Consider the following 13,851-nt stretch of genomic DNA (forward strand, 5'->3'; position numbering starts at 1 on the left):
GCTCGGGCCACACGCAGGTAACGGTGATCATCATGTCCTGACCCCTGAAACTGTGCTCGTCTATGCTTAAAGCAAAAGCCGGTAGATCTTTAAGGGCCTCCTCGATGTTCACCTGATTGGTCACTTGCTTTAGAAGCAGCCGGCGCAGGGTGCCGGGACTTGTCCTTACCACTTCCGCTGCTCTGCGAAAGCTGCGGTCTTTCAAGTTTTCGAGCCAATCTACTTCCGCCCGCTCGGTTCTTCTTGCTCGAGGTCTGATACCCGGAAATCTTTCAGTGAATACCTTCCCGCAATTCGGGCATTTGAACCGGCGGGGGCGTACCCAGAGGTAAACCGGTAGCCCGTTGCATCGGGTGTGCAGTTTTGGCCTCCACTCGCGCGACCGGTCGTGAACCCGCCGGGTAAGAGTCTGGCAGGAAGGACAGCTGGCTTCTTTCCTCGGTCGCCCGGCGTATACGTCGATCCTATCTGATTCGATCTTTACCCGGTAGATAATCCATCCTTGCAGTCCCAGAAGTTCCGCTATAAACTGTTTCATAGGCGGTCGAGAGCCTCCTTTGGGGTTGTGGTGTGTTAAACTATCCCTTGGCTCTTCGGCCGCCTCCTCCTTCTTACTCCACACTTTTTAGCTTAGAGCCGTACCCGGAACACCATAACCGGCGAAAACCTTCCTGTCGCCTTTGCCCCGTCAGGGCCACCACCAGGCGTCAACCATCGGTATACCGCCCGCCTGGAGACGTTGTAGTGAAAAGTTGGTGCAATTGGCACTAAGCGCATGGTAAGCGGGATTGTAATTCGCCGGATTCTCCCGGCCCACATTCTTCGCTTCACTTACTCACGCGCCAGCGGTACCCGATGAAAACTGCGACGGTGCCCACCAAGAGGTAAATTCCCAACATCGCCAGCAGGAAGAGGAACGGCAGCAGGTAAGGCTTAGGTCCGAAGGCACCAGTAGTGAATGTTAAGGGCAGGATTCGAAGCGTCAACATCTCCGGGGAATACTGCGTGTTCCCCAACCAGCTAAGATTGTCGCAGAGAGAGGAAGCAAGAAGCGACTGGCAGGTGCTCCACGGAGCCACTCTAGCAAAGAATTGCGCTGTAGGATTGCAATTTCCTAAAAATGCTATTTTTTCTGCAGCAGTCCACACAAAAGCCCCTATCCCTCCCAGGAGCTCCGAGGCGGCGAATATGGTAACAGCGGCGGCCAAGAGCGCCCAGAGCAGGGCGATGCTGATGTAAATGGCAATGTTGCGCACAAAAGTCACGCTCAGCAAGGCGCCAACCTCCCGCCCTGGCACCTCAGGCAGAAACAGCGTTGTGATGACCGCACCGAAGACGGTAAGGCCGAGAACGGCCACGATGTAAAGGATAAGCGCCAGCGCCTTTCCCGCGATCACGGTCGCCAAACACTCCCGGAGCACGGCGAGCTGTCTGATGACGCCGGTCCTCAGATCGTTTCCGAACCAGACGGCGCCCGTGTAGATGAAGAGCGCTATCCCCCAACCCCCGAGCAAATCAGGGCCTACAATGCCCGGAAGGTTTTTCCAGCGAAACCAGTGAAGGAGCACGTCGAGCTCGGCTCCCCAGCTCGGAGGGGGAGATGCTCCTGGAGGAAGGGGGAGAGTTTTGTAGTGCAAGGCAAGCGCGTACTTATATTCCCCGATCATCCCCGGGATGACCAGCAAAAGGGCCAGTAGCGGGATGACATAAAAGAAAGGCTGGCGGCTCACCCGCATCAATTCCGCTTTAATTATCCGCAGCACGTCCGGCACCACTGTTCCCCCTTTTCTCGGCGTCATTAAGCAGAGCCTTTAACTCCGGAAGCAGCACCTGGCTGCCCTGTGGCGAAACACCGTGCTCGGCAAGGTGTTGTTGAAAGGCGAGAGCCGCTTCCTTTGTTACCGTTACGGTTGTCCAGGAACCCCTCTCGTCAACCTCCAACATCCCTGGGAACTGTAAAAGTTGCCTGGGGGTGTCGGGAGAAAGATAAAAAATGACGCGCGATGCCTGCTCTGCCAGCTTCTTCATTTCACCGGAAAAAACAAGGCGCCCTCCCCGTAGCAAGACGAGATGGTCCGCCAAAAGGGTGACCCTTTCTAGCTGGTGGCTAGAAAAGATGAGTATTTTGTTCTGCGCCCGGTAGGAGGCAAACTCCTCCTCCACCAGCCGCTGCCCCTCCAAGTCTAGTCCGTTGAAAGGTTCGTCCAGTATGAGGAACTTGGGGTAACCCAGAAAGGCGCAGGCCAGGCCAAGGCGCTTCCTCATCCCCAAGGAAAAGTCCCTGATCTTTTTCCTTTCGGAAACGCCCCACTTTTCCAACATGGCCCTGACCTCGTCCCGGCTGACGGGGTTCTCGCGCAAAGAGTTGAAGTACCAAGCCTGGTCTTCTCCCGTGAGGTAAGGGTAAAATGGCGGCTCTTCCGCCAGAAAACCCATTTCGGCCCGAATCTTTGCCGGAGGAAGTCCGTTGAAAGCCACGCTGCCGCTGGTGGGAAGAACGCGGCCGGTAAGGATATGGAAGAGGGTGCTCTTTCCGGCCCCGTTGGGCCCCACGACCGCGGTGACCCCGGGCCCAAGGACGAAAGATACCTGCTTTAAGGCCTCAACCGGCCCGAATCTTTTGGTAACTTGCACGAGCTCGAGCAAGGATTTTTACGCCTCCTTTCGGTGCCTCGGAGATTCCACAGAGCGGGGCGGGAGCAGCCTCAGAATAAACTCCCCCGCCCCACTTGCTCTTCGGTCACCGTACGTCGACCTAGTAGACGTATGCCCAAGATGTTGGTATTGCAGAATAAGCTCAGAGCTTAGCCTTATCTTCCCTCCCTTCTCCTGCGCTTTCTGCCCCCAGTGTAACCTAGACATTTCCAAGTGTAAATACTGTAAAAACAGTATTTTTCTACTGCGAGAACAGTAGATCATCGTTTTCTGGCGTAGGTATCCTTGCGCTGGGAAAGGGCCAAAGAGTGCTGCCCAAAGCAAATCAGCGCCTCAGTTTGGCCAGCAGTTCGCGCAAGTTGCGGACGCCAAACTTTCGGTAAATGTTCCAGCGATGGGTTTTGACCGTACTCCGGCTTATATGAAGCCTTCTAGCGATTTCCACATCGTCCAGCCACTCAAGCATCAACTTTAAAACTTCCCGCTCACGGGCGGTAAGTCTTGCGGCCACCTCCGGCGGGATACGGAGTGGCGCTGGAGCAGCATCATTTTCCTGGCAGGTGCGGAGCTCGGCCAGGAGTAACCGGTCCTCTATCCGGGCCACCAGCGTTTGCAGGTGCGCCGCAGCCAGGCCGAGCTCTTTCTCGGCGTGCAGCGAGATGTCGAGGTAGCCTGAGATTTTGCCGTTAGGGTCCTTCACCGGGCTGGCGACGCACCACCAGTATTTGAAGAGCCGGCAGTAGTGCTGCTCGCCTCTTATAGCCACGAGGCGCCGAAGCTCTTTCGCTAAGCTGAGGGCGTTGGTGCCGCAGCTTTCTTCAGTGAAAATGGTGCCGGGCATGAAACCCTTTCTTTCGGCGGCGGTCAGAACCTCCGGCGCAGCGAAGATTTCAAGCGCCACCAGTTCCGGATCGCAGAGGATGTAGAGGTAACTCTTGCGATGGCAGATCGGTGCAACGATGTGCCGGGCCAGGGTCACCAGCGAAAGGTTGGCCTTGAGGCGCGGTGCGAGCTCGGTGGGATTCAGGATTTTGCGGGGGCTGGGCGCACCCGGAGGCACGCCCAACCGGCGGCAGCGGGCGTAAGAAGCTTCCAGTTCCTCATGGGAGCAGAGGTAGGTCTCCTCTTCCCCCGAACTCGCTGTTCGCAGAAAGGGCATATCGCATTCCCCTCCGGGCGATTTTCTTTAGCTTTAGCGACGCCGGAGCCCTTTTTGTGACAGGGTAGCGGCAATTTTTTTAGGGATTCGTCAAAATGGTATCAATCTCCTGCCAAGACCAGAAGGAATCTTCCAGAAATAAGGGAATTAAGATAAGGAGCTAAACTGCTCAGAGTGGTACTAGAAACCCGGTTGAGCACCCATAAAGTGAAGTCAACTGTAGACTGCAAGTCTAAACCACCTCGTTTGTCGGAAGTTACCAGACGAAAAATTCTCGCGTTGACTTTAAAGGGCGAGCTCTAATCAGCAGCTGCCTCCGGCGAGATGCGGGGCGCTTTACTTATAGGTACCTTCGCTTTACAATATCAACTGAAGTAGCCTGTAAACCAGGAGGTAAAGAGTAATGTTCGCCAGACTCTCAAAAAAAAGGCCAGATTACTCTTCCGGCTGAGGTAGGAGCATTACCCGGTGGAACCTTAGAAGTTACCGGAATGCCGTATCCTGAACATGAGGTAGCCCCCAGCCAGGAAAAGAGAAACAAGTGTTGCTGCTATCAAGTTCACTTGACATGGGCACGCCGAGCAAGGAAGACGAAAGCTCCCGCGGCGGCAAGAAAAGCTCCACCGACCAGAAAAGGCCAAATGGGCTGCGAGGTAAAAGTAATTTTGCTCGGAGCACCTGTTTCCTTACCAGGCTGTGCCTGCATCTCCTTCAGAACAGGGCCTACTGTGGCCGCAACTTTCTCGCGCGGGTAAAGCTCCCCACTCTTTAGCCCCCAGGCCTCAGGGACGCCACCGTGGATCAGCGGAATAAGGTATTCTTTGCCGTCGGAGGCAATGACAAGAAAATCGGTGTGTAGTGGTGGCAAGGTGAAGTGGGCATAGGCATCTGCCTGCCGGATCCCGTGATTTAATAATAGGGTCTCTATCTGCCCAGGATCAGCAAGAAACTTCAATTCCTTCTCCCGAAAGCTACCGCCAATCTCGACTACCTGCCATTCTCCCTGGAATTTTTCTACCCTGAAAGAGGCCACGGGGACACCTGCTTTCGTTGAGACGGGAACTTCCCAATAGTAGTGGCAACGCTCGATTACCGGTATTAGAGATTTATTTCCGCTTAAAGCCTGGACCAAAGCTTCGTCAGGAAGGAAAACCTTAAGAGGTTCGCCAGGGACAAGATCCTCGGGGCTGTTGACCTCGGCCAACCCTTTCCGTCCTAAGTCGGCCCGGTGTCGCACAAGAAAATCGAGCGGTTTACCCTTCTTTATTGCCGACTGCACGGCTTCCCTCTCCGGGGCTTGGGATAGTGCTTGGCTTGACAGAAGCTCTTTTACAGGCAAGGAAGCAAAGGAACCCGGGACAACAAGAAACAGCCCAAGAATTGCCGTAAGACAGAGATTAACTAGTATCCTTAGCGCTCGCATAAATCAATCACCTCCTACTGGATATACTTAGGCGTAAAAAAGAGAGCCGGTCCAGCTCCAACTGCTGTTATTCACATAGTAGGAATATGAGCAGCCATGGCCTAAGCCGTCCCAGGGATCGTTATATATTACCCATCCGGTAGCTGTGTCGTAACCCTTTATTACTTGCGCGTGGGCACCGCCTACTGCCCAAGAAATCCTAGTCCCGATGGGACTTAATTTGTTTATTTGGTATTGAACAGCAGTATATGAGAGAGCGTTATATTGGATAGATCCCGGCCTACCCGTATAATACCTAACGTAATATTCGCTGTCGGCAAGCGTGCCCGGTTGATTGAAATTGGATCCGTACTTAAGTTGTGCAATCGTAACGTCCCGGTCAACAGTATCACCCTTAAAATATGCGATAATCATGGATGCTCGCGTCGCCCAACATATCTGATCATAGGGCTGTTGGGAAAACTCAGGCACATTTAGGACCATCCGTGTTGCTGACACAGTTCCCGGGAGATATAAAGACAGACAAAAGAGAAACAAAGCTAGAGCAGCCAGCTTTATTCTCCAACGCCAAGAAACCATACGTCTCATCCGTTTCCCCCTCCCTATATTTCTTCTACGCTTCAATCCGTCGCCAAACCCCATTTTCCCGCTGCAAAGCAACTTTTCTATACCGCCTCCCCCTAACTCGAAATTCCCTACTAACGCCTTTTACCCCAGTATAGCCCAGTTTTTCTCTGGTGTAAATACCACAAAAATGGTATTTTTACTTCGCCCCGCAATCAGCGCCTTGGCTTGTCGTGTAATTCGTACAAGTTGCTGAGGCCAAGTTTTTGATAGATTGCTGCCCGCCTCTGATAACTACCAAACCCCGGAGCTCCCGCGCCGGTGTTAAGGCGTTCGTGCCGCCGGAGCCCTTTTTGTGACAGGTTGACGAAAAATTCTCGCGTTGACTTTAAAGGGCGGGCTCTAATCAGCAGCTGCCTCCGGCGAGATGCGGGGCGCTTTACTTATAGGTACCTTCGCTTTACAATATCAACTGAAGTAGCCTGTAAGCCAGGAGGTAAAGAGTAATGTTCGCCAGGCTCTCAAAAAAAGGCCAGATTACTCTTCCGGCTGAGGTTAGGAGGTTGCTCAAGCTCCGCCCCGGGGCACGCGTGCGCTTCGTGCTTGAAGAAAATGCCGTCCGCCTTCTCCCGGTCGAAGGGGGAATCGAGTCGCTCAAGGGCGCGGTCAAAGTAGATGCACCGCAGGATTTCAAAGCTGTCCGCCACCGAGCGATGGAGGAGCGCAGCCGTGAAGAGGCCTCGCGTGCTTGACGCTAACGTTATCTTGCGCTTTCTGACCAACGATGTCCCGGAGCAAGCCGACCGGTGCGCCGAACTGTTAAAGCGGCTGGAGGCCGGTGCCGAGGAGGTCTGGCTGCCGGAGCTGGTCCTGGCGGATATTGTGTGGACCCTCGAGAAGTTTTACCACCAGCCCAAGGAGCGGATCAGGGAGCTTCTCACCCCGCTTTTAAACCTGCACGGCCTGCGCTTTACCGGCAAGAGAATCGCCAAAGAGGCGCTCAGGCTCTACGCCGAGAAGAATGTCGACTGGACCGACGCCTTCGTTGCCGCCCAGATGCTCTCCCGCAAACAGGGCGAGATTTATTCTTACGACAGGGATTTCGAGAAGATCGAAGGCATTACCCGGGTGGAACCCTAGGGGTTGCCGGATGCGCAATTAGGGGGCGGCCTTCATTCGTTGATCACCGCCCCCCCCTTATAAACTCTTTCCCTTATAAACTGTCTGCGCTTGGGCTTTTCTGTCCAGCTTGGCACATTGGTGGGAGCAAAGATAGTAGAAGCCTAAACACAAGAAATCCTACCGCGTCGATATTTAAGGTTACTTCATCAATGGCCTTGGACAACCTAAAGTGGGTTTCCCATCTACCTACTGCACGGGGGTAACAGTGATTCGGCTGGCATCAAGGTCCGGTCCCCCACTTATATTGACAATTTTCCATCCCTCGGCGGTCTTTTCCAAGGTGTACTCGTAAGTGCCCTTTCCGTCCAGCCTAACATCGACCAGCCGGCCGTCTCTCTGCTCCCGGTGCACCAGATATTTATGCACTTCGGCTTGAACTTTAACCCCGTTCTCGGTTTTAGTCGAACCCAGTATGGTTACTTTCGTCACCCCCCCGTCGACGCAGTTATGTGCGAAAGGCCGTGAAAAGTGATGGTTAACAATGTCGATCATCGCCTTCTTATAGTTGCCGCTAAACAGCCTATCGACGTTCCGCATATTCTGCTCGTACATCTGGCGCTTCACCGATTCGGGAAGGCTAGTGTTCTTCCCGACGTATTCCTTGGGCGGTACCGTCATTCTCTGGACCATGGTTTCGGCCTCCGTTATCAGGTTCACTATTTCCGGGTCGGCCGCCGCCGAGGATTTAGCCTTGTAGAAGTAAAGGAATGACGCCAGTAGAAGAGAAGCAACCGCGATGATCGATACCACTGCTCTGTTACCCAAAATCATGGATACCAACCTCCCTGCAATAATTGAGTTACCCATTTAAGTGAACGCAGTAAATGCGAGTCCTATACCAATCGGGATTAAGCGAGTATATCCGATATGGGAAGAACCTTGGCAAGGCCCAAACTTGCCGTTCATCACCTCTCCCACGCTGCCTTTTACCACAGCATAGCCCAGTCACTCTCCGGTGTAAATACCACAAAAGTGGTATTTTCCCCGGAGCCAATTGCGCTGCCACTGCCGAGCTCTTACCCTCTAGTAGAAGGCTTTAGCTCGGCAGGGGCACGCCGGCTTCGGCCAGGAGCTCCTCCACCTCCGCCCGGCCAAGCTCTATCTCCCCGGTGAAAGGGGGCTCTTCCCTCTCCGCCACCACGCACGCCCTTTCCTTTTCTCGGGCTTTGCTGTACCTGATGGTCAGGGCGGCGGCCAGGCGCAGATCTTTTTCCTCCGGGTTCCCGCGCACCAGGGTGCGCGGCCCGGGAATATTTTTCAGGCGCAGAAGGAAGTCCCCCGGCTCCCGGAGGGCGAGCAGCCGGGCGTTCTCCTCCTCCTTCCGGGCCACCACGATCTGGACCCCGGGCAGGAAAAAGTGGCGCCCGTACTTTAAAAGCTCGAAGTCCTGCCGGGAAGGGGCAGGGCGCAGGCGCAAGAGTTCCTTTATCCGCCGGGCGTAGCCCGGATCGGTGAGCAGGCAGCCCCCGGCCGGGGTGGGAAAGTCCTCTATCCCTAGCCGGCGGGCCAGCTCCAGCTGGGGCTTGCGCGAGCGCCCCTTAATGCCCAGAAGTTTTTCCCGTTTGACCCACCCCTCTTTTTCCGGAATGGTGGGAGGGAGAAGCAAAGCCGAAAGGGGGCGCAGCACATATCCCTCCAGCCCTGCCTCCCGGGCCACTATCTCCAGTGCCTGGCGGTTCTGGGACATGGGTCTTTCTCCCAGGACCTCTCCCGTGATGATGAAAGAAGCGCCCTCCTCTTTCATCAACTCCCCCGCTTTGCGCAGCATAAGAGCGTGACAGTCGATGCAGGGGTTGAAGTGCTTCCCGTAGCCGTGGCGGGGATTGAGCACAAGCGGGATGAGCTCTTCCGTTATGTCCACCACCCTCAAAGGAAGGCCCAGCTTCTCGGCCATCTCTACGGCCCGCGAGGCGTCGAAAAAGGGAGAGGTGAAGGCCACTCCCACCACCTCTATGCCCTGAAGTTCTATAAGCTTTACCGCCAGGATGCTGTCGAGCCCGCCGGAAAAGAGGGCCAGTGCCTTCAAAGCTCCCCCGCCTCGCTTTCCCAATCGTGCTCGGTCCAAAGGACGAAGCCCCTAGCGCGCAGAAGCGCCGCCGCTACCCCGTCCCCCGGGCGCAGTTTTCCGGAGAAAGTTCCGTCGTAGATAAAGCCGCAGCCGCAGGAAGGGCTTCTGCTCTTGAGTATGGCCTTCTTTATCCCCAAAGTTTGAGCAATGGCCAGGAAGAGCTCCGCTCCCCGGCAGAAGTAGGCGGTGACATCTCTCCCCTCGCGGTCAAGAACCCTGGCTTTGCCTTGCCACACTGCGGAACCTGGGCCACCATAGATCTCCGCCGGCACCCGGGGCACGGCCAGGCCTCCCAAACACTCCGGGCAGGCGGCCAAAGCCCTCCCCTCCTCCAGCAGGCGCCGCACGGAAGCCCTTTCCCGGGGCCGACCGTCGTAGGCGCAGGGAAAGCCGGCCAGACAGGCGCTGACGATAAACTCTAACGGCAAATTTTCTCCCTCCGGGTATCTGATCTTCTTACACCAGTATAGCGCCCTTTTCAAGCCCGGGAGCGCAAGGTTAGCAATGTCACCTCCGGCGGGCAGAAGAGGCGCAGCGGCAGCACAGTAGTGCCTAGCCCGCAGTTGGTGTAAACCAGGGTCCCGCTCCCCGACACCTGCTGCAGGCCGGAGGGGTATTCGCGCCCGAGGGGCGGGCGGTACAGGGCGCCGATTCCCGGCAGTCTAATCTGCCCTCCGTGGCTGTGGCCGGAAAGCTGAAGCTGAATTCCCGCACGTGCCGCCTGAGGAGCAAAGTCCGGAGTATGCACCAGAAGGATCTTAAAATCTTCGGGAGGAATGGAAGCCGTGGCTCCGGGTAGATCGGGGGTTGCCGGCCAATGGGTCGTCAAGACCTATGATCCACAGGCGCCGGCCACCTCTTTGCAGGCAAACACTCCGGTTGACCAGGAGCTCCACCCCAGAAGCAGCAAGGGAGCGGGTTATCGCTCGCTGATCAAAGCAATGATCGTGGTTGCCCAGAACGGCGTACACCCCCAGGGGCGCTTTGAGCCCCTCCAGCACTGGGATGCCTGCCAGAGCCGGGTCGGCCGAGCGATCCAGAAGATCACCCGTGAACACGATTAGCTCGGGATTAAGGAAGAAATCAGATTTTTTATCTCGCCTGCGGACTCCCGACTGCGGAACCGGCCAAAACCGTAGTGGAGATCGCTGATGTGGGCGATGGTCAGCCCGCCGAATTCCGCCGGCAGGCCCGGCAGCAGCACTTCCACCCTTTTCATAACTACCCGGCCGGATACGGCCGCCGAACTCAGAAAGAAGAGGAAGAGCAGACCCAAAGTTACGCCTATTAGAACGCGCCGCCGCGAAGAAATCGGCATTCCCCCCTTAGAGATCATACTTCTGCCTTATCTTACCACAGTCAGAGGAGATCTGGATAAGATCTGATAAAATTTGGCGGAAAACGAGAAGAAAGTAAGCAAAAGGCAACCTACTGCTTAACGAAGGCTGTTAAAAAGGTTTTACGAACAAAATTTGGATTTGCCCACCCCGGAGGGGGCTGTAAACTAATCCCAAGAATAATACGTAGCCCTCGTACCTCGATTTGGGGGCACCTGGCAGGGCGAAGTATTAATGGCTTCCACAAATTACGATGAACGGGTGGTGCTATGATCACGGTAATGAAGTCGGAAGTTTTGCGCCTCTGGAAGCGGCCGAACTGGATAATCGCCTTATTTTTTCTATTGCTATTTGCATTTCAGGGCTACCACTCCTACCGCACCATTATTCGCGGGGCGGAAAGCGCCTATTACGCCTATGTTACAACTCTATCGGGTGCTTTCGCCTACCTTATTATCGTGTTTCCCTTGATTTCTTGCCTCATAGCCACGGACAGCCTGGCCTGGGATAGAAGAACGGGGTTGTTAGCAGTTAACCGATTTGCTATACTATCATTGGTGATTGTTTGGGATGCCGAAGTACCATAAAAAGCGCATGTACCGGATTGCTGAAGCGGCGGTTTTACTTGGTATCCACAAGGACACCCTGCGCCGCTGGGAAAGGGAGGGGAAGATCAAGGCCGTCTGGCTTGGAAGAGAGCGCCGCTTCCCCGAAGAGGAGATTGCCGCCTCCTGGGCGAGGCCAACCCGGACACGATAGTGCTTTACGCACGGGTCTCGGGCCACGACCAGAAAGGAGACCTCGAACGACAGATAGAGGCGCTGAAGGAAGCGTATGGTTCCAAATTTTCCAACGTAATAGTCCTGACCGATATTGGTTCCGGCCTTTCGACCACGCGCAGGGGTTTGAGGAAGGCCATGGAGCTGGCCCGGGAGAGAAAGATACGTGCCGTCGCCTGTACTTATCCCGACCGGTTGACGCGCTTCGGCTTCGAGTACCTGGAAGAGTACTTCAACAGTTTCGGTGTCGAGCTGCTCGTGCTCAACCGTGAAGAAGACAAAAGTCCTCAGCAGGAGCTCGTGAAAGACCTCCTCACTATCATCACTTCCTTCGCAGGTAAACTCTACGGGCACAGGTCGCACAAGGTGAAAAAGCTCAAAGAGGAAGTGAAGGAGGTACTTTCCCGCCTTGATACTTACGACCAGCCTGAGACTCCCTGACGAGTTGACAGGACCGCTCAAGAACCTCACCGCCCTGGGGCTCGAAGTCCAGGAGCAGGTGCTGGGGACGTACTGGTCGCCTGAGGGCCTGGAAGCCGTGGCTTCTTCCCCAGGCAAGGCGTGGAAGCTTTTAGACGCAGAGCTTTCCCGCCCGCAGGACATCTACATCCCCAGCCGCGTGTGGCGCTCTATCTTAGAGTCGGCAGGTCGCCTCCTGCGCTCCATGGCCGAAAGAAAACGCATCTTTAAACTCCTCCTGCCTTGCTTCTCAGGCCAAGCTAAAGACGCCGCGAAGGAGATCTACGACCTGCTCAAAAAAGACGGGGAAGGGGAGAAGTTCGGGTACCTCTTCAACGTGGCCGAGGCCGTGGCCGGCTTCTACGCCGAACACGAGAGGCTTCCTCAGGACTTCTTTGAACTCCAGAAGAAGCCTGAACCTAAAAAGTTCACCTTCACGACTTCTGCGGACGACGGCCTAAGGCAGGGGCAGGTGCTGAAGTACGAGTGCGACGGGGAAGTCCTGCGGGGCCGGGTGAAGCTTCCTCTATGTCCCGAGCCTAAGTCGGAAAAGGATTGGGAGTGGTTCTCCTTTGACGTCAAGCTGCCGGAAGAGCTGAAGGAGAAGCTCAAAGCGGGAAAGCTTCATGCCCCCGACCTGAGGTTGAAGCGCAAGCCTTCGGGCAAGCTCGTCGCCCTCCTCGACGTCAAGGTGGAGGTGCCGGAAAAAGCACCTTCGGGCGAGAGAGACCGGGCGCTGGGGCTTGACTGGGGGCAAAGAAAGCTCGTCACCGGCACCATACTCCAGGGAGAGACACAGCTCACTCCTCCCTTTTTCGTCTTCTGGCAGGCACTGAGGGCCAAGCTCTTCCGCATCCGGGAGGAGATCCGCCGGCTGCAAAAGACACGCGACCAGCACGAAAGAAAAAGCCCGGAGTGGAAGAAGTACAACCGTTTGTTTGCTTCTGCCTGGCAGAAGTACCACCGGATACAGCACCAGCTCGCCCACCAGGTATCAAGCCTTTTGGTGCTTTTAGCCAGGGCTTTCAACTGCCGGTATATCTTTGTTGAGTGGCTCCTCACCCTGCGTGGGAAGAGGGGGAGGCCGAAAGACCTCAACTGGTGGGTGACCACCACGGTGAGGGGGCTTCTCTTCAGGCTCCTGAGGTATAAAGCGAGACTCCTGGGGATTAAGGTCGTACCGGTCCCTCCGGGCGGCACAAGCTCCATTTGCCCCAGGTGCTTAGAGAAAGGCAAGCGCGTCAAGTCGCCGGGTGAGCCCGAGGAGAAAGACTCCGGTTCCTGGTTTGTCTGTCCTTCCTGCGGGTACAGTGCCGACCGGGACTACGTGGGGAGCCTCAACGTTGGGAGGTTCGGTTTTAGGCTCAAAAGGCCGCTTTCCTATAGGGTTGGCGGCGCGGCGCAGCCGTTCCCGTCGCAGGGAGCTTCCCGCGAGGAAGCAATGACTCTTACCACGCTGGGATACATCAAAAGCGCCTTTGTAGCCAATTTTAATGCACTGGCTAGGCTCCTGAATTCCGCAGTCTTACCTAGCATAACCTAGCGTGGGAGGAACGGTTCATCCGCTTCGCTTTAACGCGTTGCAGCAGACGTGCGTATATAACCGGCAAAATGGCAACGGTGGTCACTACCACCGCCCTCGTGATGTTCACCGGCCTCATGCTGTCTTTCCTCTCTTCCCTCGTCTTTTTTCCTTTAGAGCTCCCCCCTTGGCACTGGGTGGGGACGACTCCAACCTTCACCAAACCTGCCGCTCCTCCCGACTATATCGATCCTGATCCGGTCTTTCTTCACCGGTTCTTCTTCGAACACCCCTTCGCTTACGTGGTGATTGTCACTTTCGTAGCCACCCTGGCCGCCTCGGCCTACGCCAGCCTGTCCCTTCTGCTCTCGCTCTGGACGACCAACATTTACCTGGTACTGGGCATCCCCTGGCTGGTGCATGTGGGCTTGAACTTCTTATTCGGCGTTCTAGCGATAATAACTGGTGTAGACCTGGTGTCCTGTTCACCTATAGTTCTCTCCGGGGCTTACATCAGCGGTTGGAGCAGTTTGGTTGGTTCCGCCCTTCAGGAATATAACTTCTTTGTACCGCTGATATGGATAACCGTCACGGCAACTTTGCTGCTACTCACCTATTACGTGTTTATGAAACGGAGGGATATTCTTAACTAATACGAAGGGGTACGCCATAGAAGTCACCGGCGTGCGGAAAAGTGTTGGAT

At 55.6% G+C, this 13,851-nt stretch carries 17 protein-coding genes and 1 pseudogene; 6 read left to right on the plus strand and 12 right to left on the minus strand.

The window, feature by feature from the left end; translation table 11 throughout:
- From DXX99_RS08280 to DXX99_RS12150, 6 genes are all read right to left on the minus strand, one after another.
- A partial coding sequence (locus tag DXX99_RS08280; protein ID WP_165847784.1) for a transposase family protein occupies positions 1-538 on the minus strand: 538 nt, incomplete at its 3' end.
- Positions 539-827: 289 nt separating this feature from the next.
- A complete protein-coding gene (locus DXX99_RS08290) occupies positions 828-1,772 on the minus strand; it encodes a hypothetical protein (protein ID WP_115793032.1) in 945 nt (314 codons plus the stop codon).
- Positions 1,747-2,646 (minus strand): ABC transporter ATP-binding protein, encoded by a 900-nt coding sequence (locus DXX99_RS08295; protein WP_115793033.1) that lies wholly within the window; start codon positions 2,644-2,646, stop codon positions 1,747-1,749. The genes DXX99_RS08290 and DXX99_RS08295 overlap by 26 nt, the downstream gene beginning before the upstream one ends.
- Before the next feature lie 334 nt (positions 2,647-2,980).
- A complete protein-coding gene (locus DXX99_RS08300) occupies positions 2,981-3,814 on the minus strand; it encodes a LuxR family transcriptional regulator (RefSeq protein WP_115793034.1) in 834 nt (277 codons plus the stop codon).
- Positions 3,815-4,373: 559 nt separating this feature from the next.
- Complete coding sequence (locus DXX99_RS08305) at positions 4,374-5,093, minus strand: hypothetical protein (RefSeq protein ID WP_134642976.1); 720 nt, start codon at positions 5,091-5,093, stop codon at positions 4,374-4,376.
- A gap of 171 nt (positions 5,094-5,264) precedes the next feature.
- Positions 5,265-5,879, minus strand: a complete 615-nt coding sequence (locus tag DXX99_RS12150) for a papain-like cysteine protease family protein (RefSeq protein ID WP_420809010.1) — start codon at positions 5,877-5,879, stop codon at positions 5,265-5,267.
- A 428-nt stretch (positions 5,880-6,307) separates the two neighbouring features.
- Between DXX99_RS12150 and DXX99_RS08315 the strand changes: the two genes are divergently transcribed.
- The gene (locus tag DXX99_RS08315; protein WP_115793037.1) at positions 6,308-6,553 is read left to right on the plus strand and encodes an AbrB/MazE/SpoVT family DNA-binding domain-containing protein; all 246 of its coding nucleotides are present in this window, start codon (positions 6,308-6,310) and stop codon (positions 6,551-6,553) included.
- The gene (locus DXX99_RS08320) at positions 6,531-6,941 is read left to right on the plus strand and encodes a PIN domain-containing protein (RefSeq protein WP_115793038.1); all 411 of its coding nucleotides are present in this window, start codon (positions 6,531-6,533) and stop codon (positions 6,939-6,941) included. The genes DXX99_RS08315 and DXX99_RS08320 overlap by 23 nt, the downstream gene beginning before the upstream one ends.
- A 228-nt stretch (positions 6,942-7,169) precedes the next feature.
- Here DXX99_RS08320 and DXX99_RS08325 read toward each other — a convergent pair whose 3' ends face one another.
- The 6 genes from DXX99_RS08325 to DXX99_RS11555 all read right to left on the minus strand — a co-directional run bounded on the left by DXX99_RS08325 (position 7,170) and on the right by DXX99_RS11555 (position 10,369).
- Positions 7,170-7,754 carry a hypothetical protein gene (locus tag DXX99_RS08325; protein WP_115793039.1) on the minus strand — a complete coding sequence of 195 codons (585 nt, stop codon included), beginning with the start codon at positions 7,752-7,754 and terminating at the stop codon, positions 7,170-7,172.
- A gap of 265 nt (positions 7,755-8,019) precedes the next feature.
- Positions 8,020-9,009, minus strand: a complete 990-nt coding sequence (locus DXX99_RS08330) for a DUF814 domain-containing protein (RefSeq protein WP_115793040.1) — start codon at positions 9,007-9,009, stop codon at positions 8,020-8,022.
- Positions 9,006-9,479 (minus strand): 2-thiouracil desulfurase family protein, encoded by a 474-nt coding sequence (locus DXX99_RS08335; protein WP_115793041.1) that lies wholly within the window; start codon positions 9,477-9,479, stop codon positions 9,006-9,008. Before DXX99_RS08335 ends, DXX99_RS08330 begins: the two co-directional genes overlap by 4 nt.
- 50 nt (positions 9,480-9,529) lie before the next feature.
- A complete protein-coding gene (locus DXX99_RS11345) occupies positions 9,530-9,880 on the minus strand; it encodes a metallophosphoesterase (protein ID WP_165847786.1) in 351 nt (116 codons plus the stop codon).
- Complete coding sequence (locus tag DXX99_RS11550) at positions 9,810-10,109, minus strand: metallophosphoesterase family protein (RefSeq protein WP_165847787.1); 300 nt, start codon at positions 10,107-10,109, stop codon at positions 9,810-9,812. The genes DXX99_RS11345 and DXX99_RS11550 overlap by 71 nt, the downstream gene beginning before the upstream one ends.
- A 2-nt stretch (positions 10,110-10,111) precedes the next feature.
- Entirely contained in the window at positions 10,112-10,369 is a 258-nt protein-coding gene (locus DXX99_RS11555) for a hypothetical protein (protein ID WP_165847788.1), read from the minus strand.
- Between the two features lie 288 nt (positions 10,370-10,657).
- Between DXX99_RS11555 and DXX99_RS08345 the strand changes: the two genes are divergently transcribed.
- The 4 genes and pseudogenes from DXX99_RS08345 (at position 10,658) to DXX99_RS08360 (ending at position 13,801) form a co-directional block, all read left to right on the plus strand.
- Positions 10,658-10,975: a hypothetical protein gene (locus DXX99_RS08345; RefSeq protein WP_115793043.1), complete on the plus strand. Its 318-nt coding sequence runs from the start codon at positions 10,658-10,660 to the stop codon at positions 10,973-10,975.
- Positions 10,959-11,608: pseudogene (locus tag DXX99_RS08350) on the plus strand (IS607 family transposase). Before DXX99_RS08345 ends, DXX99_RS08350 begins: the two are co-directional and overlap by 17 nt.
- On the plus strand, positions 11,577-13,169 hold the full coding sequence (locus DXX99_RS08355) for an RNA-guided endonuclease InsQ/TnpB family protein (RefSeq protein WP_115793044.1): 1,593 nt from the start codon (positions 11,577-11,579) through the stop codon (positions 13,167-13,169). Before DXX99_RS08350 ends, DXX99_RS08355 begins: the two are co-directional and overlap by 32 nt.
- Before the next feature lie 68 nt (positions 13,170-13,237).
- Positions 13,238-13,801, plus strand: a complete 564-nt coding sequence (locus DXX99_RS08360) for a hypothetical protein (RefSeq protein ID WP_134642978.1) — start codon at positions 13,238-13,240, stop codon at positions 13,799-13,801.
- Positions 13,802-13,851: the final 50 nt, after the last annotated feature.

Source organism: Ammonifex thiophilus (assembly GCF_003368535.1).
In the GTDB taxonomy this organism is placed as follows: domain Bacteria; phylum Bacillota; class Desulfotomaculia; order Desulfotomaculales; family Ammonificaceae; genus Ammonifex; species Ammonifex thiophilus.